This is a genomic window from Yersinia sp. KBS0713 (assembly GCF_005937895.2).
Lineage (GTDB): Bacteria > Pseudomonadota > Gammaproteobacteria > Enterobacterales > Enterobacteriaceae > Yersinia > Yersinia bercovieri.
Genome location: NZ_CP042173.1, coordinates 2,478,843 through 2,503,037 on the forward strand (window position 1 = coordinate 2,478,843; position 24,195 = coordinate 2,503,037).

A 24,195-nucleotide genomic window follows, 5' to 3' on the forward strand; every position below is an offset into this window, starting at 1 on the left:
TCGCAAAGCCGTTATGTGATGATATTTAGGAGTGAAAAACCACAGGCTTATGAGGCCAGTGGCTTGTACCAAATATTATTATGATTGTATCTAAAAGCCATCGTTTAATTAAATACAGATGCTAATGATGACCTTTAGATATTTAATATTACCTTAGTTAGCGAACCCGGAATCCTGCGGCTAATAATGTATAATCATCAGTGGGAATTGATTTCTCAATGCGATTTTGAAGACTTCCGGCAAAACGAATCGGGTTATTCAAAGTGTTACTCGAGAACCTTGGCCTTTTCTCCCAAGAGTGATGAGCACCATCCGACATAAGAAATATAGTTACAATCCCTTGTTCATCCGTAACTTCATCCAATGGCAATGATATCTCTTGATACTCCAAATTTATTGGCTTTGATATAGCTGTTGTCAAAGTATTTTTCCCTGACATTAGTTTCAATTCTGCACGATTAAAAATCTTATCATCTAGTAACTTCTGGTGTTGGGTATGATCCTTAGTCAGCAATCTAAGTTTATTACCAGACTTAAAATACAATCGACTATCACCAATATGACCGATCCTTAGCGACGTGCTATCAATATAACAAAATGTCAATGTTGTAGCCGCTTGGAAAAACTCAGTATTTTGAAATGATAGTTCAGAAACTTTTTCTTTTATTGAGGAAAAAACATTATTCATATCAGCTAATTGACTTGAGCTAATAATATTTGAAAGATAATCTACAGCTGCTTGTGATGCTTGTTTGGCACCGATGTAAGACCCTACACCATCAGCTACAGCCATTATAAAGCCATCATCCAGGGGTTTAGGCAGCAAGATTGAGTCCTGATTTTCTTTAGAGGAATTCTTGGGCAAAGAGAATAAACCAGAAGTCAATAAATTAATCATAACCCATTCCTTTTTTTAAGATTGTTCAACTCACTAATTATTTCGACCAGTGACTGGTATCGATTAGCTGGGCGCCATGCTGTGCATTTATCCACTATTTCTTTTATTTCTGGAATATCTTTGAGGTCAAATTCATCCATCAAAACGCCCAGAGCAAAAATATCCGATTGAACAGAATATAATCCAGCAGCGTTAATTTCTGGTGCCATGTATTTTTCAGTACCCATAGCAGCAGCCACTTTTGTCAAAAGCTCTGACTCTGCATCCTTTCCAGCCTGGTCTTTCGCTATGTTTTTAACCAAACCAAAGTCTGATATTCTGTAAATCCCATCAGAAAACTTCAGCACATTAGATGGTTTTAAGTCTCGGTGCAGATAAAGTATGTCGTATTTCTGAAGATATGGTTTCGGTTCATGCATAAAACGAACACCAGCCAATATCATACTTATAATGTTAATTTTATCTTTAACATTTAAAATACCAGTTGCCAGATCTTTGCTTAAATCGCTTTCAGCCAAGTCAAGGATAAACCAAGGACTATCACAATTAAGATTGTGAATATAGATTGGAGCAATATTACGATGTCTACAGCGGGTTTGGTAAAGTACTTCCCTCTCAAATCTTCTCTTAAACTCATCACGATATAAATCAGATTGAGGCGAAAATATTTTCCTAGCATAATCTCCACACTTGTGACCAGCGCTGTTGAAAAGTTCAATTTTCTCAACATACCCAAAGCCACCGCTACCTATCTTTCCACAGGGTTTTATCACATAATTTGCATGATGCTCTTCCATATCCCTCGCTCACACTAATCCGCATGTAAACTGGAATCTACGCTCAAAATGTCTTTACTTCCATAAGTACTTATCACGAGTATTGTTATTATTACTATAACTGTACATTCTTGTGACCTTGAATAAGGTTTAATTCAAACCAAGTGATACTTCATCAATTTTTCCACTCATTGTTTGTCGCCAGCTAATAACCGCATCAAGCCGACCTTTACATATGCGCAGTTCACGTTTCAAGGCCAGCGCATATAGCCCACTATCGCCCCAAGTGGTACCGACGAAATCCGGCACCTCGCATTCAATTAATGCTGATTCTGGCGGTAGCAATACGGGACAGCTAGCTGGTGGACGTGAAGCCACCTTATTCGCGCAAGATGTTAATGCTAGCGTCAGGCAGGCGCTGAATAGCACACTTATCATCTGACGACGCCGCCAGAAACCGCTTAAGCCGATCTTCACTTTCATTGCGTAGTTTCCTTTCTTTATCTAACTGGCGGGCGGTGGCTGCTCGGTTGGCGGCTTCATTCACCTGGTATGCATCGATGATGTTGCCCAGTGCCGTGTTTGTGGCTTGCTCATCACTCAGCGCTTTTTCCGCTTTTTGGATATCATTTGAGAGGCGGTTACTGTTAAAGAGCAGAACCGACACCATGACCACCAGCACAGCAATGACTAATCCAATGGCCTTATTCATCCAGCCCCCAGCAGGTCAGCTCGCTCTCCTGTGCGCGGCGTTCTATCTGCCCGTAACAGTTATTTGAGCGGATATTGCAATCCTTACCGCCGTCATATACCCAGCGTTTGATCTCAGCGCATGCACCTCTACGGTCGCCAGCATTGAGTTTTCGATAGAACGTAGAAGTGAAACATTTACTCGGGCCAATGTTATAGGGGCAAAACGAAGCGATACCGGCAATCTGTGGTTCAGTCAGCGGTACCCGCACATTTTTCTTTACCCAGCTTATGGCCTTGTCAGCCTCCAACTGATTCACCGCAGCGCACTTGTCTGCTGACAGCTTCATCCCTTTCACTACCGGCTTACCATCAACTTGAGTAGCACCACGGCAAATAGTCCAAATCCCCTTTCCATCTGGATAAGCTACCAGCCGGTTACCCTCTTTCTCATCCAATAGCTGATCAAGAATTACTGTGGCCGGTGCTGCAACCATAATCAGAGCCAGGACAGCCGCGCTTAATTTGCTTTTTGTCGAGGCCATCATTCACCATCCGGTTTATAACCATGCCGTCTATCCCAAATTTTTACACCAGCATTCAGTAAAAATGTCAGGGCCATAAAGAATAAGGAACCAAGAACGCCAATAACCGTCCACTCATCAGGTGTGAATCCAGCTATCAGCTCTTTAACCCAAAAAATGAAACTGCCACCCGACACGGTATAGGAGACCGCTGTTGTTATATTGCTCATTTTCATAGTCTCCCCCTCCCTGATGGGTTGGGTGTGAAGCAAAAAGAAAATGCGCCACAATCACATGATAACCATAGTTATTGCAGATTATTTTGGCGCAAAAACGACAAAACCCCGCAAAAGCGAGGTTTTTTGAATTGTGTAAGCTATGTGACCAAGTAACCACTCTTATCAGAATACAAACATTTTTGCGTACGCATTAGTGATTTTTTTGAGAAATCAATTATCATGACAGCTTTAAAGCACTACTTTGCTCAAAATCTACATTGCTGCCGACACCAATAACAAACTTCTAATAATTTGAAATTATCACGTGCAGAGGAATTACAATGAGTTTTCTTACGGAAGAAGAAGTAGATTTGCTTACAATCAATAGGATGATTTTTCATGTGGTTGGTAAAAACCTAGAAATTCCTGTTTTATTGAATGAAATTACACCACCACAGCATACTGATTTCTTTTTAGGTAGAATAAAAACATCGTTAAAGGGTAATTTGTTCAATTTTTTGCCAAGATCCAACACAGAAAGAATACTCAGAATCATTCGATCCGAAGCAGATAACGATCCAAACTGCTTTAGTGAACAGTCTAAAATGTTAGCTAGTGATTTCCAATCCCATCATAAGGGAAATACAAGTCAGGGTGTTTTTTTTGTATTTGAATTATTAAATAAACATGAAAAACTTTACGCTTTAATTAAATATGATAATGAAGATGTTGTTCGTTACGTATTACAACAAAATATTGATGTAGCTCATGTCCCTAGACTAGAAAGATTTCATGAATCTTTTATAAGAAAAGCAGAGTCAATGCAAAAAATTGCTTTAGTCAAGTTAAATGGAGATGATATTGAAGGCGGGATTATTGCAGTACTTGATCGAAGTAAAAGGTCTAATATTTCTGAATACTTTGAAGGATTCCTTCAGGTTAGACGTATACATACTGAAAAAACATTAACAGAAAAACTTGTGGAAGTACTTAAGAAAGTATTTAAAGAAAATAAGCATATACTACCAGAACATATTGCAAGAACTGGGGTAAATAGAATTTATGAAAGCATTCATCAAGGAGAATTTGAGTTTGACACAAATAACCCTACCGTCCCTCTAACAGCAATATTTGGCCAGCTAGATGAAGCATCTAATATCGTGAAAAGTTTCACTAGAGAGTCAAGAAACATGGGGATTTTAGGAGAGTCGTTTACAGTAAAACCTGAATTTGTTCAGAAGCCAAAAAGACGCAGAATTGAAACAACTGAAAATGTTGTTATACTATTTGATGATGACAATGCACCAATAAGAACCGATTTACACGATGGTCGCATAGAAATTAAAATAATTACAGCGAGGATTACTCTTGATGATATTGATACTCAAAAAATTAAAAGAGGCAATTGAGTTCTCGCGTGACAGTGAAGTTATAGATATAAATGAGAATATTAAAAACAACCAAGGAAGGTTGTTTTTAAAAGCAAAAATGTCAAAAAAAGCCTTAGATAAATGGCAAGAAGTTGCTATGGACGATTGTGAATGGTTAAAATTTAGTTTTAGTGACTCTGACCAGGATGAAATTGAACCTAGTAATGGTAATATTAATGAAGAGCATACTGTAAAGATAGAGTACCCATGTTTTGATAATAACATATATATATTAACACTTGAGGGATGGAAATATTTCCTTTATGAAGATGGTATTGTAGAGAAAGTAAAGGAAATATGCTTGCTTTTTGCGGAATCTTCTTTTGCAACGGGTGCATTTCGCGTATCGCCTTGGCAAAATGCACCTGTTAATTTGGAATTACCAAATACTGAAAAAATTAGAAAAGTTAAGGTAAGGAGTTTTGTTAAGATTTTCTCGACCCAACCTTTAACTCCCAATACTGTTGAGCCTTGGATTTTAACTGATGAACAAAATGATGTAATTAATAATGACAAAGCATTCCAGATATGGAAAGAAATATCAACTCACTTTTTGATTATGTGCCTACCAAATGAAATATATTGTGAAACGGATGGTAGTACTGTTATTGGCTTATCTGGAAAGCCACCTAAAAAATTAGCATTTAATACAAATGAAATACCAACATCTATTTTTGATATCCTACAGGAGACTATACGTTGGATATATCTACAAGGTGATGAAATTGAACTTAAGCATACTTTTTTTTCAGGCGAATTAGCAAGAGAATGGCCAGTGGAAACTAGTTACTGTAACGGTCTTATACTGAAAGTTTCTTTAGCTCTTGAATCTGCCAGACTACTTTATAAAGCTCATATTAGATCTAGTAGTAAAGATACTCTAAAAGCACTCAGTGATCTGCGAAAAAACCTTGCCGATGACATGCAAAAAATTGTTCAACAGTCTAAAGAGTTAACTTCTTCATTGTGGAAAGATATCGCTCTTGTAATCAGTACAATCGTAATTAAATATACTCTTGATGCTTCGAAAGTACCTGCTTCTTCAAGAGTATATGCTTTGGTTTTTTTTGCTATCGCAGTATATATTTTAGTATCACATTTCACTTCAGTATTTATTAACTCAAGTTTTATAAAAATAATAGAAGAAAATAGAATTATCTGGAGAAAAAAGCTTTACGCTTATCTTGATGATAAGGATTATCACGAATTAGCAACGACTCCTATTGAAAATGCTTACAAAGCATATAGATTAGTTAATATTACATCAACAACCGTAGTTATAATCCTGGCAATAGTTTTATTTTATTTGGGATTTTCTGAGTTTATGAATGTTAAAGATATTTTCTTATCACTTACCAAAAAACTAAGCACATTGTTGGTTAACCCATTGCAAATAATGGCGAATTTAAATTGCCCGCCATTATTTTACCATTATAAATAATCTATCATCGCCAAGCACCCACCAATAAACCCCTGCGCCGTTTGCATCTCTTTCCTGATTGTCCCATCTGAGCACTTACGCCTTTTAGCTATCATGCGCAGTGAAACACCGTATACATAGTGCAAAATCACTAGCTGATACTCTTCCGGTTTATACTTTTTCAGCCGCGCTACACAGCCATCAATCATAATGCCGTCATCATCACAGCACTGTGGCCGTGATTTGTTGGTGTAGGGGAGCAGCCCCTTAAAGCCTGCGGCAATAGGTTGCCAATCTACCTGGCTATTATCATTAGCGGCCCATGCTCCCCAAAGCTCCAATAGATAGTGAATATCCAGCATTGGTTTTTCCTGCTCTGACGGCAGGCTTTGCGGTGCGGCTCTCATAACTTCCCTTCCTTTCGTAAAATATACTGGGTGCGCATAACGCCCTCGGCGTGATACAGACGGGCGGTGTCACTATCAATTAAACGGGTGCGCCGGTCACATTCGTCATGACATGCACCGCATCCCCAAGCCCCCTGCTCATCAGGTGGTTTGATGGCGGTGCCACAGGTACCCGCCAATCGGTAATGAGCCAGAACCACAGTTTCGGAATTGCCATTGCATATGCCGGGGATTCTTATTTGACACTCACGGCCCCTTGCCTCTTTGCGTAAATTAGCCACAAATCCCCCTACGCATAACTTAATAGCTGGCTGGCAGTGTTTTCTGCGGCAGCTGGCGTGCTAAAAGTTTTGTTCAGGATGAATTGCCAAAGCACATCAAGAGTGGCTTTGTAGAGTTCGGAGAATTCGGTATCGTCCATCGAGGCAAAAGAGATCGATTTAGGCTCTTTAAATTGCGAGCCATCTGGCATTTGAATAATGGCGTAATAACCGGCTTGAATGGTTGTCCAGCGGCGAAAAGCATCAAAAGATTTAAGTAGGGTTACACGGTCGGCCCGCTGTTCTGCCAGGGTATCGAGGTACTGGCGGGCTAATTCTTCCAACGTGTCGCTATGACCGGCATATTCTGCCAAATAGTTTACATAGCCTCGCACCAGTTTCTTTTCTTCAGGTGATATGGTGCCACCGGAGGGTGTCCAGTAATCAAAACCCAGATTCAGTAAGGAAAAATATTTGCGGTGAAACTTCGGATTGCGAACCTGCTTAAAATCAGCGGTGAGAATCGCCCCCAGCTTGACTTTATAATGCAGAAATTCCCTAACATCGGGCGTGGCCGGTGTCAGTGTCTCATTGCCAGATTTGATAAATGAAAGTTGTGCCATCTTGCCCCCCAAGGGTGATGACACAACAACAACTTAGGTTGTCAGTTGTTCAGGCTGACTTGATTATTATACCGTTAAATATCAGGGATTGTAATGATATACCCTGCTCTTTCTGCCATCTCGATAAAGGCTGGCAGCGTTGCTATAAACTGATCCGGTCTTAATTGTGCAATACTTATTATCTTACCCTTTTCACAATGAATTATAGTTCGGCCATCCGTTGGTAAATGTTGAATCAAGTTTTCGATATTAATCATTAAGCTATCACCTTATGCTTAAGATATTGCAACCCCATAGAGGGGACCTGATTCAACCGATTTAATGCTTAACTTAGTTAAGTAAAGTTTCACATTGAAAATGACTTATATTCCATACAATTCCACATCAAAGGTATGAATATGAGCAATAATTTCAGGTGCATAATTCTGGCATATTCGCCCTTACCAATGCCTTGGCAAAAGGCGGCGGTACCGCATTACCACATCTTGCCACCTGCTCAGATTTAGGCCAGAGGGTGCCATCAATATCCCGGTCAATAATGTAATCTGGCGGGAACCCGCTGGCGTTGTACAATTCACGCGCAATCAGCATGCGCATACAAATATCAACGATGATGTATTCGCCCACAGATAGATATTGTGGTCGTGGTGCGGGGAATAAAGGCCAGTCGTCCGGTGAATCGCTGAAATGACCCACCAGCCGAGCACAGTTCCAGGCGTTATAGCGCTGCTCGTCGGTCAGAGGTTCAACATCAAAATTGTTTTCCACCAAGCCAAAACGCTCTTTAGTCGTCACCGCGTGTATTGGTTCTGAGAGATCTACTGAGCCACCGGTACCGTAATACTTGGTCAGAAAGGCGTTTATTATCCCGACATGATTACCGCCGGCGGTTAAGGTCGGTACCGGTTCAGTGATCGGTTTACCATCGCGGCATGTACCACGCAGTTGTACCAGGTGAGATGTACAAATCGCGTGATGATCGACCGTAGTGATAGTATGCAATGGCTCGTTAATATCGATGCCTGCGCCGGTGTAATTCCCACCATAATGCTTAACAAGGTTAGCGGTGGCGATTGCTGTATGTGACTGAGTAGCAATGGTGTTGATTGGTGAATTGATATCTCGTGGCTTTCCTGAGTATGTTGGGCCACCGGCCCCCACCAATACCGCACTGGCTAACTGGCTTTTACCGCCCCCACCTGCCGTAACGGTACCCAGCGGTGCATTGATATCATTTGCCGTACTGTTACCGAACTGACGCACAACCACCGGCGCAGCGATAGCAAAACCGTGGGTTCTGGTGATGGTCTGTAACGGATCGCGTAATGACTGCCCACGGAAGCAATCATATTTGGTTTTGGTGCTGGTGTGGTTGCACTTCACTGCATACGGCTCCAGCAACAAATGCTCAGCCTTGCTGGTGATGGTGGTTAGCGGTTGGTCTATTGGATATTGCAGGCGGTCACCACCAAAACCAGTTTGTCCCAGCCGCACAATAAACGGGTCAGGGTTATCAATAACAAACCGCTGCAACCCTTTGACGATACGGCGCAAAGTATTATCAGCCAAATCCTTTTTGCGACCGAAAATAGAACGTGTTGGCTGGCTCCAGTCGATACACTCCGACGCTGTTCGCCAAGGTTGCAGCATGCCAGAAAGCACACTCGCTGAGTTTGGCTCGCCGTGGCTTGGCTCTGGCCATACAACCGGCTCACCGTCACAACGCCCAACCACAAACAACCGCTTCCTGATGGTAGGTGTGCCGTAATCACAGGCTTTCAGTTCTCGATGGTCCACGTTATAACCCAGCCCTGAAACCAACTTTGCCGCCTCAGGGCCATTGATATCTATCTTCAAAAACTCACACACTTCGGTCAGCGCTGGATGATTGCCATCAATACCGGTACCCAGCATGCCAATAAATGCCTTGAACGTTTCCCCTTTACGGGCTGGATCTGGTCGGTGATTACCCTGGCTATCCGTCAATAATGGCCCCCAGCCACGAAACTCTTCGACGTTCTCGAGCATCAGAAAACGTGGGCGCACTGCCAACGCCCAACGCAACACCACCCAGGCTAAACCACGAATTTCTTTCTTAACCGGCGTGCCGCCCTTGGCTTTGGAGAAGTGGCGGCAATCAGGACTGAACCAACCCAGCAATACCGGCAAACCACCCGTTGAGATAAGCGGATCAACACTGAAAATATCCTCAGGGTAATGCAGTGTTCGCGGGTGATTGATGGCATGCATCGCCATCGCCACCGGGTTATGGTTCATCGCAATGTGTGGCTCATAGCCCAATGCTTGCTTAATGCCCTCGCAGCTCCCACCGCCACCAGCGAACCCCACAACCACCAAACCATCCTGCAAATCAGGCCGCGCTACCGTGATTTCTTTACGTCGCGCCCATGCATGAGCCGCTGTTTGGATATGCTGCGGATTATCTCGATTTAAAAACATCTGGTTCATTTGGAGCAAAAGCTGTTGCTGGTGGTCGGGACTCAACGCATGTACCGGTATAACCGATGAGGCACATTGATTTACTTCCGTAGGCCAGATCATTGAGCACCCCCGCCTTTTGTTTTGGCCCTGAGTATCGAATCCACATAAAAACGCTCACTGACACTGTGCAAGGTAAATTCCGCTACCGGTTTTTCATGACGGGTAATGTCAACATGTGGCGATTTCATCAAACCAATCATACGCATCTGCAACATCCGCAGCGTAATGCCGTGATCCGGATAGGATTTATCAAGCGCGGCAAGAATGCCGGTATAGGTCAATGTTTTGCCCAGCATCACTGCCACCAGTTCACTGGCTTTTAGCCGCAGTGCTGATGATGTGTTAGATTTTTTGGCCGCTTTAAGCTTCTCTGATTTCGTTACTGCCGATGTAGGAATTACTACTTTTTTCGGCTTTATCGGCGGCGTGTAAGGCGCACGGCATCTGGCGCGAGCCGCCATTCCCCAGGCATCAACAATGCAGGATGAATGATCACATTTGTCGTCAATCACTGGCCGATTGTCATTGATAAAATTATTACAGCTATTAATTTCCATTGGTCATACCTCGCTTATTTAACGTATCGGTTTCCTGCGGCTAGTTGCTGTGCCGGGGTTAATCCTGATGGTCGGTCAGGTGTTTTCAATTGGCGGCGAATTGGGGGGATTGGTACACCACTGGCGGCGCGTTTTTCCCACTTGGCTAACTCGATACCTGCCTGTGTTTCTAGTCCGGTATCAGTGAGTCTTTTTTCGATTCCAAGGCGCTTAAGGTCTACGCAAATCTGATATAAAACCGGGTGACGCCAGTTGAATTCCTCAGCACAACTGTATTTATAAAATTCATTCCGGTAGCGCTTAAGCTCGGCGAGAACATCCACCACAGTTAAACCCAAATGGCCACCACCATGCTCCGCCACAAGAGAAACAAACTCGGCAAAATCTGGCGGCCAAGAGTTACCAGATTCACAGCGTTTCATGCATGCGGTGCAAACTCGCTGGAGTTGGTCACCGGTCATTGTGCTAATCTGACGTTCCCACAGTTCTGACGGGCGATTGCCATTCTTCGCAGTCCAGCGGTTCGCGTAGATTTTGATCATGAGATCCCATAGGTTCCATGCCTGTGACCCGCTGTTGTTCCCAACTGAGGTATTGCTCAGAGTACGGTCGTGGGTCGCTCTGGTTGAATCTGAATTCCACATGATTTTCTCCTGTGCTTACTTGCCACTCATCGTCGAAATGCTGCGACGGGCCAAAAAATGTTTTTGCCTGTTTGATAAATTCCGTGCCAGTTTTTCCCGTCGCTTTGACGAACGCCGCATAGCGCCTTACCCCTTCCAACATCGCATCAGCCGTTACGCCATCTCGCAGTCTGGCATTCCAAGCCTTGAGAGCACCGTGTTTGTCAGGACTCCCCGGCCGACGGGGATATATCAACCAAGCCGCCTCGAATTCTGGCGGATATTCATGCCGTTTATTTTTGCCCTCGCCCTCCTGGGGTTCCAGCTCGCGACTCGAAGGCAAATTATTTTCATTCGGCCCTGTGGCGTTTTTTTCGCCATGGGACAATAGGGTTTTATCTTTTAGTTCTTTCTCTTCCTCTAACTCTTCCTCTGGTAACGCTTTTTGATCCGGTGGTGTAACGCCGCCAGCGTTACCTTTGGTGTTACGTTTTGATTTCGAATCTCTGAATTCTGTAACGCGCCGACTGGTAACTGCCCGTTTTTTAGAGCCTTTTCCGTTATGGCGGTCAAAGTGAGGGAAGTACATTTTCCCACCGTCATGTTTTAACCATCCAACTGTTATCAGTGCATCAGCAAAGCCAGACATAAAAGTGATACGGTCAATGCCAATTCTTGTAACGCTAACGGCGTTACAATCTGCGTTACCGTCGATGGTCTGCTGATCAGCCCAGACCCAAACACGGATTAACTTCCCGAGTACGGTATCCGGGTCAACATTCAGGATTTCAGCCAGTTGGAAGATCTCCGGTTTATCTGGAGTAATCACTTCGACTTTTATCCAACTTGATGCCATACCTACCCCGATTCAGTGCTGCTCTGTAACGCTGATAACGTTACATTTGGCGTGACTAGTATTAAAAAGAGCGTTAAATGCTCTCCGTTGCCCTTGCATGGCTTCACGGGTAAATTGCCGTAAAATCACCCGCGCCATATTTGATGTAATTGGCATATTTCCGTAACGGTAACCATTGCGATAAGTCAGTTTTTTAGCCATGTGGCACCCGCCACGGCTTTTTAGCTTTAACGACTTTCGCTACCGGTTTATCCCGCATCCGCTTATAGGGTTTGGCATAGGTCTTAGCCCAAACTAACGCGCTGGAAAATGTAGAGTTCGGCGTATCGGTGTAATGCTTACCGCCTTGAATAGCCGCCGATCTAGCGACTGTCTCGCTAAAACCTGCACGTTGCAGTTCATCTCGTAATTGTTGCTCGACTTGTTCTCTGGAAAATCTGGCCATTGGTCATACCTCGTTATGCAATCAACTGCTGTGTCACCGGAATAAGTGCATGTATCGCCTCGGTTGCTTTAATTAACTTTTGTGACATATCAGAGCAGCCCAACAACACCGCACTCATCGCCAGCGAGAAATCGCGCAATGCTTGTGCCGCCAAATAATTCACTGAATTGGGGTTTTCCAATCTGGCACGCCGCTCTCCTGGCAATGCCTGAAGTATGGCTGGAGTAAGTTCGGCGATTTTTGCTCTGGCCTTGTCGGTGTCACTATCAACCCAGCGGAACAAGCGCTGTTTGTTGTTGTGGGTGGCGTGTTCATCATCAATGGGCGTGAGTGGAAGCTCATCACCACCGAGATCGAAATAAGCCTGTGCCACTTCTGCCGCGACAATTTCTTGTTTGGTTTCTGCTGCCCAGCTCCGCAATTCTGCGCAGATGGCATCATGTTTTAATTTCACAGCGACCTCCTTATGAAAGCTGATTTTTAAAAATCAGCGTTTACTGTGCTGGTGCTATAGGCTTGTCATAGTCAATAGGGTCGTAATGCAATTCGCCATTAGAGGCTTTCTCTAATCGAACGGCCCTTTTCTCTGGGACTAAATCACCCCAAGCAGAAACCGATGGCGGCTTAACCCCCGCAGCTTTTGCCAGAGCACTCTTGGTGCCGAAATATTGAATGGCATCTTTTTTTAACACGTCGCCTCTCCTGTTGTTAGATTTAGTTAACAAGTTATTTGTTCAGGAAATTTAAGTCAAGAGAATTTAGAATTACCTAACTATGAAAAATCCCGGTGAACGCATCAGAGAGCGGCGAAATGAGCTGCAACTAACCCAACGCAGCCTTGCAAAGGCGGTGAAAGTGTCCCATGTCACCATTTCACAATGGGAAAGCAACGACAGTTCACCTTCTGGCAAAAATCTATTTGCCCTGAGTACCGCATTACAGTGCTCACCAACGTGGATTTTATACGGGGATACAGATCAATCCCCCTCACCCGCAGTAAAGATCCCACCTGAACTTGATGAGAGAGAAGCTGAACTAATTCAATTGTTTGCGTCTCTTCCTGAATCAGAAAAAGAGCGGCACTTAACAGACCTTCGGCTTAAAGTTGATGAGTTAAACCGACTTTTTGAAGAGCTGTTACAAACCAGAAAAAAACTCGCCAAATAAATACCCATATTTTTCAAATTCTTACCGCTAATTTCGCCCTTATTGTTAAGTTTATTTAAATTTACGATTGAATTTATTGTTAGTTTAAATTAACTTTAGCCCATCAACGGCACAACAGCCGCTTAGGTAAGCAAGTTCTGACAATCTGAAAGCAGATAAAAAGGGATAGACAATGGGAAAGCTATTGGATGACCACAGTAAATATGTTGCACAAGCTAAAGCCAAGGGGGTGAATTTCATCACTCTTCGCTGCCCAATATGTAATAAAGAAATTGAAACACGCAAAGGAATAGATAACGCAGTTTGGGATTCACTAGCGACTTGCCCTCATTGCGAATCGATTTATCTAAAAATTACTGATGGTGGGAAAGCAACTGCCGAGATAATTTAACCCTTAATATTCAGGAAATTTATGGAGCAACTATTATTCGCTTTAGTTGTATCGGTATGCCCTGCTCATGAAATTTGTAGAGATATTGTCTATGAAGTTTATGACACCCAACAAGAATGTGAAAAAGTCATTTTCGAAAATAGGTTATTCAACGGCAACTGCTACCCAGTCGATGCCATTATTCATCAACAATAACGAGGTATGACCAATGAAATTTAAAGAAATTAAATTATCTATTAAACCACTTCATAATGACGTTTCTCAATTATCCGCAGAAAATGAAGTAATCGGCTATGCCGTTAAAAATAAAGAGGCTAATTCACCGCTGGCTTCTATTGTTTTGCCTAGTGGTGAAACTTTAGGGGATTATCACTGTATGGGCTGTGCAATTAAAGCCGCCGCTCAGCATTATATTGGCATTGGCGAAGATGAAGTCATTGAGGCCAATTTCAGCTTCGGTAATAACAACGTCCGTAACTTATTATTAGCTGCTTTGTTATCAAGTGTTGTTGATGATTTAACCACTCAATCCAGACATTAATAATTGCAGCCAACACCAGTGAAACGGTCGTAAAACTCAGCTCATTAAAGTGGATATATCGACGCCGAAAACGTAACCGGCATTAAAACAGACGTAAAAAAGCCCACACAAGGTGGGCAATCTTACCGGCTTAACGTCCCGGTGACGGCAGAGTCAGCGACCAAACCGACTCTAGCGAGGTATGACCAATGGCTTCCACCACTGGACGCCGAAATTATAGCGAGATCTCTATGCAAAAGACAACACTTAGAATCCTGGCTGATTCTATCGTCATCGCTAATGCTGCTAAATCCCCCGCATTAGTCGAAGTTGGAGCGAGTCCAGACGCAATAATGGGCACTGTTTCAGATCTAATAGAATCCGGCATTGTAGATGTACGTGATTTAATTTCTCTGGCTTTAGAAAAAATTAAAAAATGTGACTCTACGTCGTTAGATCATGTATTACCCACAGATGAATTAATAGCACTGACCGATTGTTATTATCAGATTAAAAATAATTAGCGAGGAATGACCAATGAGCTTATTTGTATGTGGGTTTCTACCCAAAAAATCAGCTATGGCAAATGGTGCTGTAGCCATGGCGATTACTGTTGATGCCAAAAATCAAAAAATGGCAACAATGAAATCCACCATGTTATTAGAAGGGGAATTCCCCGGATCAAGTAGTAATTTCTTTGCCCCTAAAGTTTGTGCTGATCGTGTGGGTTCCCCTCGCCCTCCGGTACATGATGATGCTGAAGATAATGCCATATTCAGCACTGAATGGATGGAACATAATCAATGGAATGATGAAACTAAAGAATTTGAACCTATCGTCGTTGATAATACTGATGAAATTGACAATGTTAAAAACATCTTCGATTTACCAATTAACGTAAGAATTGCATATGTTTTATTATATGGCGTAGAGCCTGAAATTGTTGATAGCCATCTATTATCTAATGCATACGATTTAATTAATGATGATGAATCAGAGCCGTTATATCGTGCAGTTATTGATGGCTTGCCACGCTTACCACAACTTAAGCACATGTACATCACTACATTGGCACAACTCATTGATGGTGTTCAGGCCCACACTCCGGTATTTAAATCATGGCCGGACGTTAACAAGTTTGCTGAAAAGTGGATCAACTCCCGTCCAGATGAGCGGGAACACCCTGGCCATCAAGCGAATGAACAAGCCAATTCATCGCCTACGCCAGCGGGTCATCGTGAACGCGATTATAAGCATGATTACGCCTCTCTCGATCTTGAAGTCGCCTGCGCCCTGTTCCCCAGTGATTATGATGTTTGGGAAGTGCCATCATCCATTTATCGTGGCGCTAAAGAAAAAGTAGAGAAAGGTGATGAGGCTTGGCGGCGCTGGTCAACAGCTTTACGGATTATCCCTGCCATTTTAGCGGTTTCCCGTGATGATCTGTTTGCAATGATCCGCAGTGCTGAATTGGATATTCATAAAGACCCAGCCAAGCTGAAAGCCTATATCAATCAGTGTTTACAGCTTGATGTAATCAAAGCCGATGATGTGAAAGTAGCAAACCTTGGCGATGGCAAATTTAGTGTTGATGGCTTGACCAGCGCAGCCAACGATTCACCGGCGAATACCAGCACAATCGAAAAACCAAAAACTGATACAAAAGTGCCAAAAGGTGCAACAGAACAGCCCAATCATGTATCAAACATTGCAAATAGCGCCATTAATGATGAAACGGCGACCATTAACGCCGAGACCCATACCAATAAGCAGATAGAACCTGAATCACCGCCTCCTACCGCAGATGAGTTCCAACAACGTGCATCACAGATCGATCAGGATATCTCTAAGTTACCCAAAGAGTCTCAGGATAATTTAAGTATCTGGAAATCAGTACAGCGCACCGATCCCGCGCGTACCAAGCGCAAAGATACGACCAAAAATGGCAAAGTCATTCGCTCTGTGACCAGCATCAATCCTACCTATCAGACAATGAGAGCCACGGAAATCTTTGGCCCCTTTGGTAGCGGCTGGGGCGTGGATATTATCAGTGAGGAATTTATACCCAGCATCCCATTTATGGAGTCGATTCTGGATAGCAACAATCGAGAGATCGGGCGTAAACCCATGCGTGATGGGGATGGCACCATTCTACGGACATCCAACCACACTATGCGGATTGAACTGTGGTACCAACATGCAGGAGGTCGGGGCCGCTTCCCTGCTTTTGGCCATACCAAGCATATTTATCAGAGTACCAACGGTTTCATTTGTGACGATGAAGTCAGCAAAAAAAGCCTAACGGACGCCACGACCAAAGCATTAGCACAGCTTGGTTTCAGTGCTGATGTGTTTATGGGGCTGTTTGATGATGCTGAATACACCGCCGACAATAATATTGAGTTCGGTATTAAAAATGCCAGCACTAAAGCTGATGATGTGGTTCGTCTACGTAAAGAGTTAGACGACAAATTCAAAGCCAATACCGAGACGATGAAAACAGCAGTCACGGCGAATGAAGTGACAAAAATCAGCACCTCACTAACACGCACCATCGGGGTTCATCTCAAGAATGCCGAATCATCCCATGATGATGAACACGTCAAATATCTGACCGGTCGTCTAACCCGTTTGAATCAAATCAAAGATGAGTGCCTGGCAAAATTTGTCACTGAGGGAGAGAAAGCATGAGCACAAGCGCCATATCATTAGCCACTGATTACCGAAAATTGCAGGAAATGGCCGATAGCGGTGATGAACTCACCCCCGAAATGGTCGCTGACACTCTCTCTGGTATTGAGGGCATGCTGGAAGATAAGTTCGATGCCTTGATGGCATTGGTTCGTAACACGCTGGGTCAGGCAGAGATATGTGCCAACGAAGCCAAGCGGATGAGTGCACGCAAGAAAAGTTTTGATAATCAGGCTGAGATCTACCGTAAATATATATTGGAATGCATGATTCAGGCTGGTAAAGACTCGATCAAAACAGCGTCCAATACCTTCACTGCTCGAAAAGGGACAAAAAAACTCGTTATCACCGATGTAAATTTGTTGCCTGATGAATATGTAGACTCCGTTTCTCAGGTGCAAATTATCACCACCCCAAAAGCCGATGAAATCAAAGCTGCCTTGGATGAGGGCCTATTGATAGCCGGTGCCAAGTTTGAAACTGGCGAACGTTCGTTAGCCGTCCGCTAACTGATTTTTAAAAATCAAAACTGAACCGGTCAGCGCGTTACTATGCTGGCCGGTCATATCGAGGTATGACCAATGGCTAAATTAATGACATTAACCGAATGGTGTGATGAAACGTATGCGACTGACAAGCCGACGATTCAAACACTCCAACGCTGGGCCAGAAACGGTAACTTTTACCCTGCCGCAGAAAAACACGGCAGACAATATCGCGTGCGGCCTGGTGCCATTTATATACAGCCCAAAAGCTACAGAATGGCGAAAGCGCTGAACATTTCACATTCTACGATACCGCCAATATTGGAGAAGATGGGTTATGGCAAAAAGGCCGGGAAAGTATGACGCTAATTTGCCCAAAAACCTCACCTTTAGGCGTGTTCAACTAACTTTCTATTGGCGCAACCCGCTAACTGGAAAGGAGTTATCTCTCGGCAAAATTGCCCGGCGAGACGCCATATCCCAAGCCATTGAAGCCAATAATTTCATTGAACAAAACTACACGCCTGTCGCGCTACTAGAAAAGCTCAAAGGCACGCAGGAGTTCACACTGGCAGCATGGCTAAAACGGTATGACGTCATTTATAAGCGCCGGGAATTGGCCGAAAACACCTATAAAGTTCGCAAGGGACAAATAGCCATGATCAGCGAAAAAATGGGCAACAAGGTGTTAGCTAAAATCAGCACGCGCCATATTGCCGAGTTTTTAGAGTTTTGGGTGGCACAGGACAAAAAAACCATGGCCGCCACCATGCGATCAGTGTTGTCTGATATTTTCCGAGAGGCGATTGTCGAGGGCCATATAGATAATAACCCAGTGACACCGACACGCTCAGCTAAACCGGTGGTGAAACGTGAGCGCCTGGAACTGGATCAGTATCTCGCCATTCGCGATGTCGCTGGCACATTACCCCCATGGTTTGGACTATCAATGGATCTGGCACAGGTGACGGGCCAGCGGCGTGAGGATTTATCACTGATACGCTTTGACCATATTGTCGATGGCAGACTACAAATACACCAAGGTAAAACTGGGGCCAAGATCTCCCTGCCCTTAGATCTTGAACTTAAAGCCGTTGGCCTACGCCTTAGCACCGTGATTGATCGATGTAGATTAGCCAGTAAGACTGATTTTATGATAAGTGCTGGCATCAGAAAAAATAGCCCTGATGGATCACTACATCCAGACAGCCTGACAAAGAAATTCGTAACGGCGAGAAAAGGAACAGATTTTTGTTTTGATGAGAGTCCGCCAACTTTTCACGAGATCAGAAGTCTAGCCGGACGATTATATGAAAAGGAAAAAGGTAAGGAATTTGCGATGAAACTGCTGGGGCATAAATCGGAGAAAATGACGAACAAGTATCTTGATACGAGGGGTAAAGAATACGTGATGCTATAAAAGACCGAATATCAGATTTCGATAAAATTTCGATAAATTTCGATAAACCACAAAATTCACCTTTAAAATCAATAATTTAAAAAAAGACCGAATACGATTCCTATATTCGGTCTAGGGAAATGGCTCTTGGGAGAGAGCCGTGCGCTAAAAGTTGGCATTAACGTAGGCTTATTCAGCCGTACTCCTTAAGCGTAGTCGAGTACATGTATTTAGCCAACTTGACAGCAGAAGTGATTAATTGCGATTGTAAATTAATTTTGGTTATAAAAGCTCAACCTCAAGGCAACAGAAGTAATCGTTTGTTAATTATAGATTAATACTTGTCAGCACCAAAAGAGCCAAGCTTACTTTTGACATAATGTCATGGCGCGCTGCTGGAAGGGTTCTAAACTCATTTTGTGCCCCGGATTTGCATCGTCATCCAGCAGCAAAACATCTAGCGGTTTCGCCAATACATGTCCGGATCTCATCTGTTCGGTCGCAATATCGTTTAGCGGGTATTGCGCTAAGGTGCTCGGATTAATCACAAACAGAGCATTACCTGTACGACATTCCAGCATCACCTCTTCCCGGGTAAATGCCCACTGCTTGCCAAACTCAAACTTACTGACAGTGATGATCTTCCCGGCAGCCATAGCATTAACTGATAGCATCAGTAACGATAACGTCAGCACAAAACCCTTCATCTTAATTATCCTCAATTAATTCATTGTGTTGATTTTCTCGCATACCGAGGCGTTGATGCAAGCTTAGTAATAATATCTGTTGCCTATAATCTCACGCTATACCGGTGCCATGGTCGCAAAAGCACTGACCAATAGTAGCACCGCCGCACCCAGCAGAATTTCAGCACAACTATTGACCACCAGCCAATAGTTGGCTTTAGTAGGAAGTTGCCTGAGCATAGGCACAATCCGATAGCGGTTAACCAGCGCGATGACGATCATCAGCACCACCAAGGCCACTTTACTCAGCAATAGCACCTGATAACTTGATGTCAGAGCCAATGTCGTATCACGCAGCATAATCAAGCTGTTAATGACACCGGTCACCAATACCAATGCAACCGATAAATGGCCCCAACGGGAGAATCGAATCAAGGTAGTGATGGCTTCACGTTTAACATTACTATTACGAGTATATGCAAGGCAGATCACTAAAGGCGGTAGGCAGCCGAACCAGTAGCCGGCACTGAGCAGATGTATGATTTGATTAGTTTGGTGAATCCATCCCAGCGCACCATCGTGCATAGCAGCATGCCCGGTGAAAGCCAAACTTGCCAGCAGCAGTGTTGAGCAAACCACCATCAGTCGGTAGCTGTTACGGAGGGAGCCCAGCAAGATTACCCACAGGCTCAAGATAGATAGGCCAAGGTGCCATTGCCATACCTGCCCGAAGCGCGTACCAAAAACGGCCCACCAGACGGTCAGCCGATAGGTATCGGCCCAGCCATCCCCCATTATGCCAGCTTGAATCGCTAACAGCCCAACAGCAGAGATAAATGCGAGAGTGGTGCTGAAGATCAGTAGAGGTAACAGGCGCTTTTTGAGTATCGCGGAGAATGGGTCTGGCGCTAATGCAGCGGTGAATATACTGATGCCAAACATCAGCATCACCGCCAGAAAATGCAGGAAGCGACATAGAATAAATAAGGTCGCTAAAGACATACTATTTCACAGTGAAGCTGTATGTGCCTTTGGTTTTATGACCATCAACAGACACCACATGCCACGAAACATTATATTTACCTGCAGTTAAAGCATGATCAATCGGCAAAATCAATTGTGTGTTATTGACCGGGTCCAATTTTAGTTCACCCGTTTTTACCACACTGTTATCTGGGCCAGTCACCTTCACGCCACTGAAATTCAATTCAATACCTTCAGAGAAGCCCAATGTCAGTGCTTCTGGTGCTGAACCTATGGTGGTATCGGCGGCTGGGGATTCGATTTTCAGATGTGCGTGAGCAAGGGCTTGCTGACTGGATAGCCCAACAAATAACACGATAAGCGCCGAAAGCATACGGCAAGAAGAACGTACTTTTCGAATAAACATAGTATCCCTTTATCGATGGGGAGAAGAATCAGTCTGCTACCAACCATATCCTATATTGGCAGCGCGAACCCCTATCACATCCAGTCAATTGCACTACCTGTGAGGTAGGGCACAAAATAAAACGCCAATTTCCGCGTGGTGATTGAAATATCACCAATAGTTGAACGATAGATCAACTCATTGTCTTATCGTTAATGCAAATGATAACGATTTAGTTATGGCAAGTCGAGAAACCAAAGATAAACAATATGTAATTAGCACAGAAACAATAAGATAAAGGGGATACCGATAAGCACTGCGGGGGCAATGAAGAACCGCAGTTTCTGGTTACCTTTGGGCTAGCAGAAACTGCGATGAATATTCTATCCGGAGCTATCAGGCTAAAAATTAAGCTTGAGTATGGCTTTGAGCGGCCATTGTTTTCAGATCTTTATCAACGAAGAAGAGTGAATTACCGCTATTACCCACCAGTGCCAGTTTATCCAGGATGGATTTGAACAGTTTTTCTTCTTCATGCTGTTCAGCAACATACCATTGCAGGAAATTGAATGTGGAGTAGTCGTGGGTAGTCATTGCAACATGGGCAAGCTCATTAATTTGAGTGGTAATCAGTTGCTCATGCTCGTAAGTCAGTTTGAACACATCGGCCAATGATGCAAAATCGATTGGTGGCGCACCGATGGTGCCCAAAACTGGCATTGAGCCTGTTCCACTGAGGTATTCAAATAGGCGCTGCATGTGCTGCATCTCTTCTTGAGAATGCTCTTTTAAAAATGCGGCTGCACCTTCAAAACCTTTATCGCTGCACCAGGCACTCATTTGTAGATATAGGTTTGCAGAGTAAAATTCCAGATTCAGCTGCTCATTGAGCTTTTGTGCCATTTCTGTTTTCAACATAATAATTCCCTTATTTTTATAATGCAGGTAAGCAACGATTAACTTTTTGTATTATGCCAAGATAAAAACAAAATAAGAACACCCTATTCACATTAATATTAGTGAAAAACAATAAATAATTTAATCTGTTGTTTTAAAAAGATAATTTAAACAGGGAAACTAGGGTGAATTATTATAAGAATCATTAACATTATCACGAGAACAGTAAAAAGAATGATTCTTATTTAAGTGTGCGAGTAATAATTAATAAATGACTTATTTGAAAAATAATATTATTGCCACGCGAAACACTCTAAATACCCATCATTTTGAGACATTAGCTGCTTGCCAATATCTACCGCCTGCATTACCTTTTGCGCCATAGTCGCCACGAGCAAGAAGGAGAAGACAATGGGATATAATCTGACCGCGCTTTCTGACGAAGAAACAGCCAAAATGAATGTGGATTTGGCGGCATCTGGTGTGGCATTTAAAGAGCGCTACAACATGCCCGTCATTCCTGAAATGGTCGCACGAGAGCAGCCCGAGGAGCTGCGTGAATACTTTTCGCAGCGGCTCGCTTATTACCGTATCGAGTCGAATAAATTCTCTCGTTTGCCGTATGAACCTAAGATGAAATAATCAGTAAGCTACTCCCGCAGAGCTGAATCTGCGGGAGTGCGTCGAGCAGATAATTAGAGTTTGCGGGCAAACTTGTCTGTTGCCAGAATCAACTGATGCAAAATCCCCGGTTCATCAAAGGAGTGCCCGGCACCTTCAACAATATGCAGTTCAGCTTCTGGCCAGGCTTGCGCTAAGTCCCACGCATTCTGTGGCTGGCAAGCCATATCATATCGGCCATGAATAATAACAGCAGGGATATGGCGAATACGCGTCACGTTATCCAGCAGTTGGTTATCATCGTCTAAAAAACCTAAGTGGGTGAAATAGTGATTTTCAATGCGGGCAAAGGCCAAAGCAAAATCATCTTCACCAAAGGAGGCGGAACTTTTGGTCGGCAATAATGTGACCGTTTCACCCTCCCAGAGGCTCCAGATTTTTGCCGCCTCCAACTGTACCGCCTTATCAGTGGATGTCAGCCGTTTGCGGTAAGCCGCGGTCACATCGCCCTGCTCTTCTGGCGATAAAATTGACAATATGCGTTGCCACTTATCAGGGAAGAAACGCGAAGCTCCCTCCTGATAGTACCAATGCAGCTCTTTTTTCCGCAGGGTGAAAATCCCACGTAAAACCATCTCACTGACCCGATCAGGATGCGTTTCACCATAAGCTAGCGCGAGTGTTGAGCCCCACGAACCGCCAAATAGCAGCCATTTATCAACACCCGCCATTTTACGTAGCCGTTCGATATCTTCGACTAAGTGCCAGGTCGTGTTGTTCTCCAGACTGGCATGGGGTTTTGAGCGCCCACATCCACGTTGATCAAACAGCAGAACTTTATATTTCGTCGGATTAAAAAGTTGCCGATGGTAAGGGGCAATGCCCCCACCTGGACCGCCATGGATAAATACCGCCGGTTTGCCATCGGGGTTACCACAGAGTTCCCAGTAAATCTGATGCCCATCGCCGGTGTCTAATAAACCACTGTCGTAGGGTTCATACGCTGGATAAAGCCCACGTAATTGTTCCATTATTTTTCCATGTTTGTTATTAGACATTAAAGTTATCAAAGCCTATACCGCACGCAGGGTCAACGATAAAACATCACATTTACGCCAATCAGCCCATTAATTCTGTCAACTGGCGATAATTACGCCATATCTCAGCAAATTATGCGGTGTAAAATCACAATCGGGCGCGTATTGAACAGTAACAAGAGAGATTAAGATTTAATAATGTTCTTGTTAAACAATGTATTAATCTCGGTGATGCTTTATCCCCTTGCAACTGCTCCTCATAAGGTGGTTAATAGGTGGGCGTACCAACCTAACCGAAGGTAAAGAGAGGCAAGCCATGAGTAAGGGAATGGACAGCAAAAAGAACGCGAAGAAAAAGCCACTAAAAACGCCAGCTGAGAAAAAAGCTGACAAACGCGCTAAGAAGTCATCTTCTTCCAGCGCAGAATAACGGACTTTTCGTCTCGTTAGTCAACCCGCCCCGAAAGGCGGGTTTTTTGTTGCTAATCATCATGAATAAACATGGGAGAGCAGGCATCTATTTTCGTGTGATCGATACTGAAACTTGCGGCTTAGAAAGCGGTATTGCCGAGGTCGCCTCTATTGATTTGGTTGATGATAGCCCGACAAGATCCCGACTATCTGCGCTGGATGTTAGCCTCAATCAGTGATCTTACGCCAGATATGCGCCATACCCTGACGCATTACCTGACGTAATGCTCAT

The 24,195-nt window shown here is 43.7% G+C and carries 34 protein-coding genes and 1 pseudogene; 13 read left to right on the forward strand and 22 right to left on the reverse strand.

All coding sequences use genetic code 11. The features are described 5' to 3' along the window. Positions 1-157: 157 nt before the first annotated feature. From FFE93_RS11665 to FFE93_RS11690, 5 genes are all read right to left on the reverse strand, one after another. Positions 158-898 (reverse strand): PP2C family protein-serine/threonine phosphatase, encoded by a 741-nt coding sequence (locus FFE93_RS11665; RefSeq protein ID WP_138775166.1) that lies wholly within the window; start codon positions 896-898, stop codon positions 158-160. Beyond that, a complete protein-coding gene (locus tag FFE93_RS11670) occupies positions 895-1,695 on the reverse strand; it encodes a protein kinase domain-containing protein (protein WP_138775167.1) in 801 nt (266 codons plus the stop codon). The genes FFE93_RS11665 and FFE93_RS11670 overlap by 4 nt, the downstream gene beginning before the upstream one ends. 358 nt (positions 1,696-2,053) lie before the next feature. Further along, on the reverse strand, positions 2,054-2,386 hold the full coding sequence (locus FFE93_RS11680) for a DUF2570 domain-containing protein (protein ID WP_138775168.1): 333 nt from the start codon (positions 2,384-2,386) through the stop codon (positions 2,054-2,056). Then, positions 2,379-2,909, reverse strand: a complete 531-nt coding sequence (locus FFE93_RS11685; protein ID WP_138775232.1) for a lysozyme — start codon at positions 2,907-2,909, stop codon at positions 2,379-2,381. Before FFE93_RS11685 ends, FFE93_RS11680 begins: the two co-directional genes overlap by 8 nt. Then, positions 2,909-3,124: a phage holin gene (locus FFE93_RS11690; protein WP_019082932.1), complete on the reverse strand. Its 216-nt coding sequence runs from the start codon at positions 3,122-3,124 to the stop codon at positions 2,909-2,911. The genes FFE93_RS11685 and FFE93_RS11690 overlap by 1 nt, the downstream gene beginning before the upstream one ends. Positions 3,125-3,447: 323 nt before the next feature. On the opposite strand from FFE93_RS11690, the gene FFE93_RS11695 reads away from it, so the two are divergent. Continuing rightward, entirely contained in the window at positions 3,448-4,515 is a 1,068-nt protein-coding gene (locus FFE93_RS11695) for a nucleoid-associated protein (protein WP_138775169.1), read from the forward strand. Further along, a complete protein-coding gene (locus FFE93_RS11700; protein WP_138775170.1) occupies positions 4,478-5,977 on the forward strand; it encodes a hypothetical protein in 1,500 nt (499 codons plus the stop codon). The genes FFE93_RS11695 and FFE93_RS11700 overlap by 38 nt, the downstream gene beginning before the upstream one ends. Here FFE93_RS11700 and FFE93_RS11705 read toward each other — a convergent pair. From FFE93_RS11705 to FFE93_RS11760, 12 genes are all read right to left on the reverse strand, one after another. After that, positions 5,968-6,318 carry an antiterminator Q family protein gene (locus FFE93_RS11705; RefSeq protein WP_138775233.1) on the reverse strand — a complete coding sequence of 117 codons (351 nt, stop codon included), beginning with the start codon at positions 6,316-6,318 and terminating at the stop codon, positions 5,968-5,970. The two genes, FFE93_RS11700 and FFE93_RS11705, sit on opposite strands and share 10 nt — an antisense overlap. Before the next feature lie 41 nt (positions 6,319-6,359). Then, positions 6,360-6,644: a DUF1364 domain-containing protein gene (locus FFE93_RS11710; protein WP_048615663.1), complete on the reverse strand. Its 285-nt coding sequence runs from the start codon at positions 6,642-6,644 to the stop codon at positions 6,360-6,362. Positions 6,645-6,652: 8 nt separating this feature from the next. Further along, complete coding sequence (locus FFE93_RS11715; protein WP_138775171.1) at positions 6,653-7,246, reverse strand: DUF1367 family protein; 594 nt, start codon at positions 7,244-7,246, stop codon at positions 6,653-6,655. Between the two features lie 74 nt (positions 7,247-7,320). Beyond that, positions 7,321-7,503, reverse strand: coding sequence for a hypothetical protein (locus FFE93_RS11720; RefSeq protein ID WP_054872677.1), 183 nt, complete (start codon positions 7,501-7,503; stop codon positions 7,321-7,323). 154 nt (positions 7,504-7,657) lie between these two features. Beyond that, positions 7,658-9,808: a DNA cytosine methyltransferase gene (locus FFE93_RS11725; RefSeq protein ID WP_138775172.1), complete on the reverse strand. Its 2,151-nt coding sequence runs from the start codon at positions 9,806-9,808 to the stop codon at positions 7,658-7,660. Further along, complete coding sequence (locus FFE93_RS11730) at positions 9,805-10,305, reverse strand: hypothetical protein (RefSeq protein ID WP_138775173.1); 501 nt, start codon at positions 10,303-10,305, stop codon at positions 9,805-9,807. The genes FFE93_RS11725 and FFE93_RS11730 overlap by 4 nt, the downstream gene beginning before the upstream one ends. A 14-nt stretch (positions 10,306-10,319) precedes the next feature. Then, the gene (locus tag FFE93_RS11735; protein WP_227478924.1) at positions 10,320-10,847 is read right to left on the reverse strand and encodes a replication protein P; all 528 of its coding nucleotides are present in this window, start codon (positions 10,845-10,847) and stop codon (positions 10,320-10,322) included. Then, entirely contained in the window at positions 10,771-11,784 is a 1,014-nt protein-coding gene (locus tag FFE93_RS11740) for a hypothetical protein (RefSeq protein WP_138775174.1), read from the reverse strand. The genes FFE93_RS11735 and FFE93_RS11740 overlap by 77 nt, the downstream gene beginning before the upstream one ends. Before the next feature lie 12 nt (positions 11,785-11,796). Further along, positions 11,797-11,985 (reverse strand): hypothetical protein, encoded by a 189-nt coding sequence (locus FFE93_RS11745; RefSeq protein ID WP_050135376.1) that lies wholly within the window; start codon positions 11,983-11,985, stop codon positions 11,797-11,799. Beyond that, positions 11,978-12,229 carry a hypothetical protein gene (locus FFE93_RS11750; protein WP_050291239.1) on the reverse strand — a complete coding sequence of 84 codons (252 nt, stop codon included), beginning with the start codon at positions 12,227-12,229 and terminating at the stop codon, positions 11,978-11,980. Before FFE93_RS11750 ends, FFE93_RS11745 begins: the two co-directional genes overlap by 8 nt. A 13-nt stretch (positions 12,230-12,242) precedes the next feature. Next, positions 12,243-12,683 (reverse strand): toxin YdaT family protein, encoded by a 441-nt coding sequence (locus tag FFE93_RS11755; protein ID WP_050291240.1) that lies wholly within the window; start codon positions 12,681-12,683, stop codon positions 12,243-12,245. Between the two features lie 40 nt (positions 12,684-12,723). Beyond that, complete coding sequence (locus FFE93_RS11760) at positions 12,724-12,921, reverse strand: Cro/CI family transcriptional regulator (protein WP_042546153.1); 198 nt, start codon at positions 12,919-12,921, stop codon at positions 12,724-12,726. A gap of 82 nt (positions 12,922-13,003) precedes the next feature. Between FFE93_RS11760 and FFE93_RS11765 the strand changes: the two genes are divergently transcribed. The 9 genes from FFE93_RS11765 to FFE93_RS11805 all read left to right on the forward strand — a co-directional run bounded on the left by FFE93_RS11765 (position 13,004) and on the right by FFE93_RS11805 (position 18,903). Next, positions 13,004-13,396, forward strand: coding sequence for a helix-turn-helix domain-containing protein (locus tag FFE93_RS11765; RefSeq protein ID WP_042546154.1), 393 nt, complete (start codon positions 13,004-13,006; stop codon positions 13,394-13,396). A 172-nt stretch (positions 13,397-13,568) separates the two neighbouring features. Beyond that, the gene (locus FFE93_RS11770; RefSeq protein ID WP_138775175.1) at positions 13,569-13,787 is read left to right on the forward strand and encodes a hypothetical protein; all 219 of its coding nucleotides are present in this window, start codon (positions 13,569-13,571) and stop codon (positions 13,785-13,787) included. A 21-nt stretch (positions 13,788-13,808) separates the two neighbouring features. Next, complete coding sequence (locus tag FFE93_RS11775; RefSeq protein ID WP_100273932.1) at positions 13,809-13,982, forward strand: DUF1482 family protein; 174 nt, start codon at positions 13,809-13,811, stop codon at positions 13,980-13,982. Positions 13,983-13,995: 13 nt separating this feature from the next. Continuing rightward, a complete protein-coding gene (locus FFE93_RS11780) occupies positions 13,996-14,328 on the forward strand; it encodes a hypothetical protein (RefSeq protein WP_138775176.1) in 333 nt (110 codons plus the stop codon). Positions 14,329-14,516: 188 nt separating this feature from the next. Then, entirely contained in the window at positions 14,517-14,831 is a 315-nt protein-coding gene (locus tag FFE93_RS11785; protein ID WP_050941904.1) for a hypothetical protein, read from the forward strand. 13 nt (positions 14,832-14,844) lie between these two features. After that, positions 14,845-16,998 carry a hypothetical protein gene (locus tag FFE93_RS11790; protein ID WP_138775177.1) on the forward strand — a complete coding sequence of 718 codons (2,154 nt, stop codon included), beginning with the start codon at positions 14,845-14,847 and terminating at the stop codon, positions 16,996-16,998. Then, the gene (locus FFE93_RS11795) at positions 16,995-17,507 is read left to right on the forward strand and encodes a siphovirus Gp157 family protein (RefSeq protein ID WP_138775178.1); all 513 of its coding nucleotides are present in this window, start codon (positions 16,995-16,997) and stop codon (positions 17,505-17,507) included. Before FFE93_RS11790 ends, FFE93_RS11795 begins: the two co-directional genes overlap by 4 nt. A gap of 72 nt (positions 17,508-17,579) precedes the next feature. Further along, positions 17,580-17,846, forward strand: a complete 267-nt coding sequence (locus FFE93_RS11800; protein ID WP_050152217.1) for an excisionase — start codon at positions 17,580-17,582, stop codon at positions 17,844-17,846. Further along, a complete protein-coding gene (locus tag FFE93_RS11805; protein WP_138775179.1) occupies positions 17,821-18,903 on the forward strand; it encodes a tyrosine-type recombinase/integrase in 1,083 nt (360 codons plus the stop codon). The genes FFE93_RS11800 and FFE93_RS11805 overlap by 26 nt, the downstream gene beginning before the upstream one ends. Positions 18,904-19,247: 344 nt before the next feature. Here the strand turns inward: FFE93_RS11805 and FFE93_RS11810 are convergent, their stop codons facing one another. From FFE93_RS11810 to ftnA, 4 genes are all read right to left on the reverse strand, one after another. Beyond that, a complete protein-coding gene (locus tag FFE93_RS11810) occupies positions 19,248-19,589 on the reverse strand; it encodes a YebY family protein (RefSeq protein ID WP_005272472.1) in 342 nt (113 codons plus the stop codon). 96 nt (positions 19,590-19,685) lie between these two features. Next, the gene (gene copD / locus FFE93_RS11815) at positions 19,686-20,570 is read right to left on the reverse strand and encodes a copper homeostasis membrane protein CopD (protein WP_054872679.1); all 885 of its coding nucleotides are present in this window, start codon (positions 20,568-20,570) and stop codon (positions 19,686-19,688) included. Between the two features lies 1 nt (position 20,571). Continuing rightward, positions 20,572-20,958, reverse strand: a complete 387-nt coding sequence (gene yobA / locus FFE93_RS11820) for a CopC domain-containing protein YobA (RefSeq protein ID WP_032814982.1) — start codon at positions 20,956-20,958, stop codon at positions 20,572-20,574. A gap of 387 nt (positions 20,959-21,345) precedes the next feature. Beyond that, on the reverse strand, positions 21,346-21,855 hold the full coding sequence (gene ftnA, locus FFE93_RS11825; RefSeq protein WP_005272474.1) for a non-heme ferritin: 510 nt from the start codon (positions 21,853-21,855) through the stop codon (positions 21,346-21,348). A gap of 390 nt (positions 21,856-22,245) precedes the next feature. On the opposite strand from ftnA, the gene FFE93_RS11830 reads away from it, so the two are divergent. Then, complete coding sequence (locus FFE93_RS11830) at positions 22,246-22,476, forward strand: DNA polymerase III subunit theta (protein ID WP_049602860.1); 231 nt, start codon at positions 22,246-22,248, stop codon at positions 22,474-22,476. Between the two features lie 53 nt (positions 22,477-22,529). On the opposite strand, the gene pip is transcribed toward FFE93_RS11830, so the two are convergent. After that, complete coding sequence (pip, locus tag FFE93_RS11835) at positions 22,530-23,486, reverse strand: prolyl aminopeptidase (RefSeq protein WP_032897036.1); 957 nt, start codon at positions 23,484-23,486, stop codon at positions 22,530-22,532. A 603-nt stretch (positions 23,487-24,089) separates the two neighbouring features. On the opposite strand from pip, the pseudogene FFE93_RS11845 reads away from it, so the two are divergent. Beyond that, positions 24,090-24,188 (forward strand): annotated as a pseudogene (locus FFE93_RS11845) (exodeoxyribonuclease X); the annotation flags it as partial. Between the last annotated feature and the right edge of the window lie 7 nt (positions 24,189-24,195).

Coding starts and splice junctions, on each gene's coding strand:
- FFE93_RS11665 (WP_138775166.1), bottom strand. CDS start 898: ATGATTAATTTATTGACTTCTGGTTTATTCTCTTTGCCCAAGAATTCC.
- FFE93_RS11670 (WP_138775167.1), bottom strand. CDS start 1,695: ATGGAAGAGCATCATGCAAATTATGTGATAAAACCCTGTGGAAAGATA.
- FFE93_RS11680 (WP_138775168.1), bottom strand. CDS start 2,386: ATGAATAAGGCCATTGGATTAGTCATTGCTGTGCTGGTGGTCATGGTG.
- FFE93_RS11685 (WP_138775232.1), bottom strand. CDS start 2,909: ATGGCCTCGACAAAAAGCAAATTAAGCGCGGCTGTCCTGGCTCTGATT.
- FFE93_RS11690 (WP_019082932.1), bottom strand. CDS start 3,124: ATGAAAATGAGCAATATAACAACAGCGGTCTCCTATACCGTGTCGGGT.
- FFE93_RS11695 (WP_138775169.1), top strand. CDS start 3,448: ATGAGTTTTCTTACGGAAGAAGAAGTAGATTTGCTTACAATCAATAGG.
- FFE93_RS11700 (WP_138775170.1), top strand. CDS start 4,478: ATGATATTGATACTCAAAAAATTAAAAGAGGCAATTGAGTTCTCGCGT.
- FFE93_RS11705 (WP_138775233.1), bottom strand. CDS start 6,318: ATGCTGGATATTCACTATCTATTGGAGCTTTGGGGAGCATGGGCCGCT.
- FFE93_RS11715 (WP_138775171.1), bottom strand. CDS start 7,246: ATGGCACAACTTTCATTTATCAAATCTGGCAATGAGACACTGACACCG.
- FFE93_RS11720 (WP_054872677.1), bottom strand. CDS start 7,503: ATGATTAATATCGAAAACTTGATTCAACATTTACCAACGGATGGCCGA.
- FFE93_RS11725 (WP_138775172.1), bottom strand. CDS start 9,808: ATGATCTGGCCTACGGAAGTAAATCAATGTGCCTCATCGGTTATACCG.
- FFE93_RS11730 (WP_138775173.1), bottom strand. CDS start 10,305: ATGGAAATTAATAGCTGTAATAATTTTATCAATGACAATCGGCCAGTG.
- FFE93_RS11735 (WP_227478924.1), bottom strand. CDS start 10,847: ATGATCAAAATCTACGCGAACCGCTGGACTGCGAAGAATGGCAATCGC.
- FFE93_RS11740 (WP_138775174.1), bottom strand. CDS start 11,784: ATGGCATCAAGTTGGATAAAAGTCGAAGTGATTACTCCAGATAAACCG.
- FFE93_RS11745 (WP_050135376.1), bottom strand. CDS start 11,985: ATGGCTAAAAAACTGACTTATCGCAATGGTTACCGTTACGGAAATATG.
- FFE93_RS11750 (WP_050291239.1), bottom strand. CDS start 12,229: ATGGCCAGATTTTCCAGAGAACAAGTCGAGCAACAATTACGAGATGAA.
- FFE93_RS11765 (WP_042546154.1), top strand. CDS start 13,004: ATGAAAAATCCCGGTGAACGCATCAGAGAGCGGCGAAATGAGCTGCAA.
- FFE93_RS11770 (WP_138775175.1), top strand. CDS start 13,569: ATGGGAAAGCTATTGGATGACCACAGTAAATATGTTGCACAAGCTAAA.
- FFE93_RS11775 (WP_100273932.1), top strand. CDS start 13,809: ATGGAGCAACTATTATTCGCTTTAGTTGTATCGGTATGCCCTGCTCAT.
- FFE93_RS11780 (WP_138775176.1), top strand. CDS start 13,996: ATGAAATTTAAAGAAATTAAATTATCTATTAAACCACTTCATAATGAC.
- FFE93_RS11785 (WP_050941904.1), top strand. CDS start 14,517: ATGGCTTCCACCACTGGACGCCGAAATTATAGCGAGATCTCTATGCAA.
- FFE93_RS11790 (WP_138775177.1), top strand. CDS start 14,845: ATGAGCTTATTTGTATGTGGGTTTCTACCCAAAAAATCAGCTATGGCA.
- FFE93_RS11795 (WP_138775178.1), top strand. CDS start 16,995: ATGAGCACAAGCGCCATATCATTAGCCACTGATTACCGAAAATTGCAG.
- FFE93_RS11800 (WP_050152217.1), top strand. CDS start 17,580: ATGGCTAAATTAATGACATTAACCGAATGGTGTGATGAAACGTATGCG.
- FFE93_RS11805 (WP_138775179.1), top strand. CDS start 17,821: ATGGCAAAAAGGCCGGGAAAGTATGACGCTAATTTGCCCAAAAACCTC.
- FFE93_RS11810 (WP_005272472.1), bottom strand. CDS start 19,589: ATGAAGGGTTTTGTGCTGACGTTATCGTTACTGATGCTATCAGTTAAT.
- copD (WP_054872679.1), bottom strand. CDS start 20,570: ATGTCTTTAGCGACCTTATTTATTCTATGTCGCTTCCTGCATTTTCTG.
- yobA (WP_032814982.1), bottom strand. CDS start 20,958: ATGTTTATTCGAAAAGTACGTTCTTCTTGCCGTATGCTTTCGGCGCTT.
- ftnA (WP_005272474.1), bottom strand. CDS start 21,855: ATGTTGAAAACAGAAATGGCACAAAAGCTCAATGAGCAGCTGAATCTG.
- FFE93_RS11830 (WP_049602860.1), top strand. CDS start 22,246: ATGGGATATAATCTGACCGCGCTTTCTGACGAAGAAACAGCCAAAATG.
- pip (WP_032897036.1), bottom strand. CDS start 23,486: ATGGAACAATTACGTGGGCTTTATCCAGCGTATGAACCCTACGACAGT.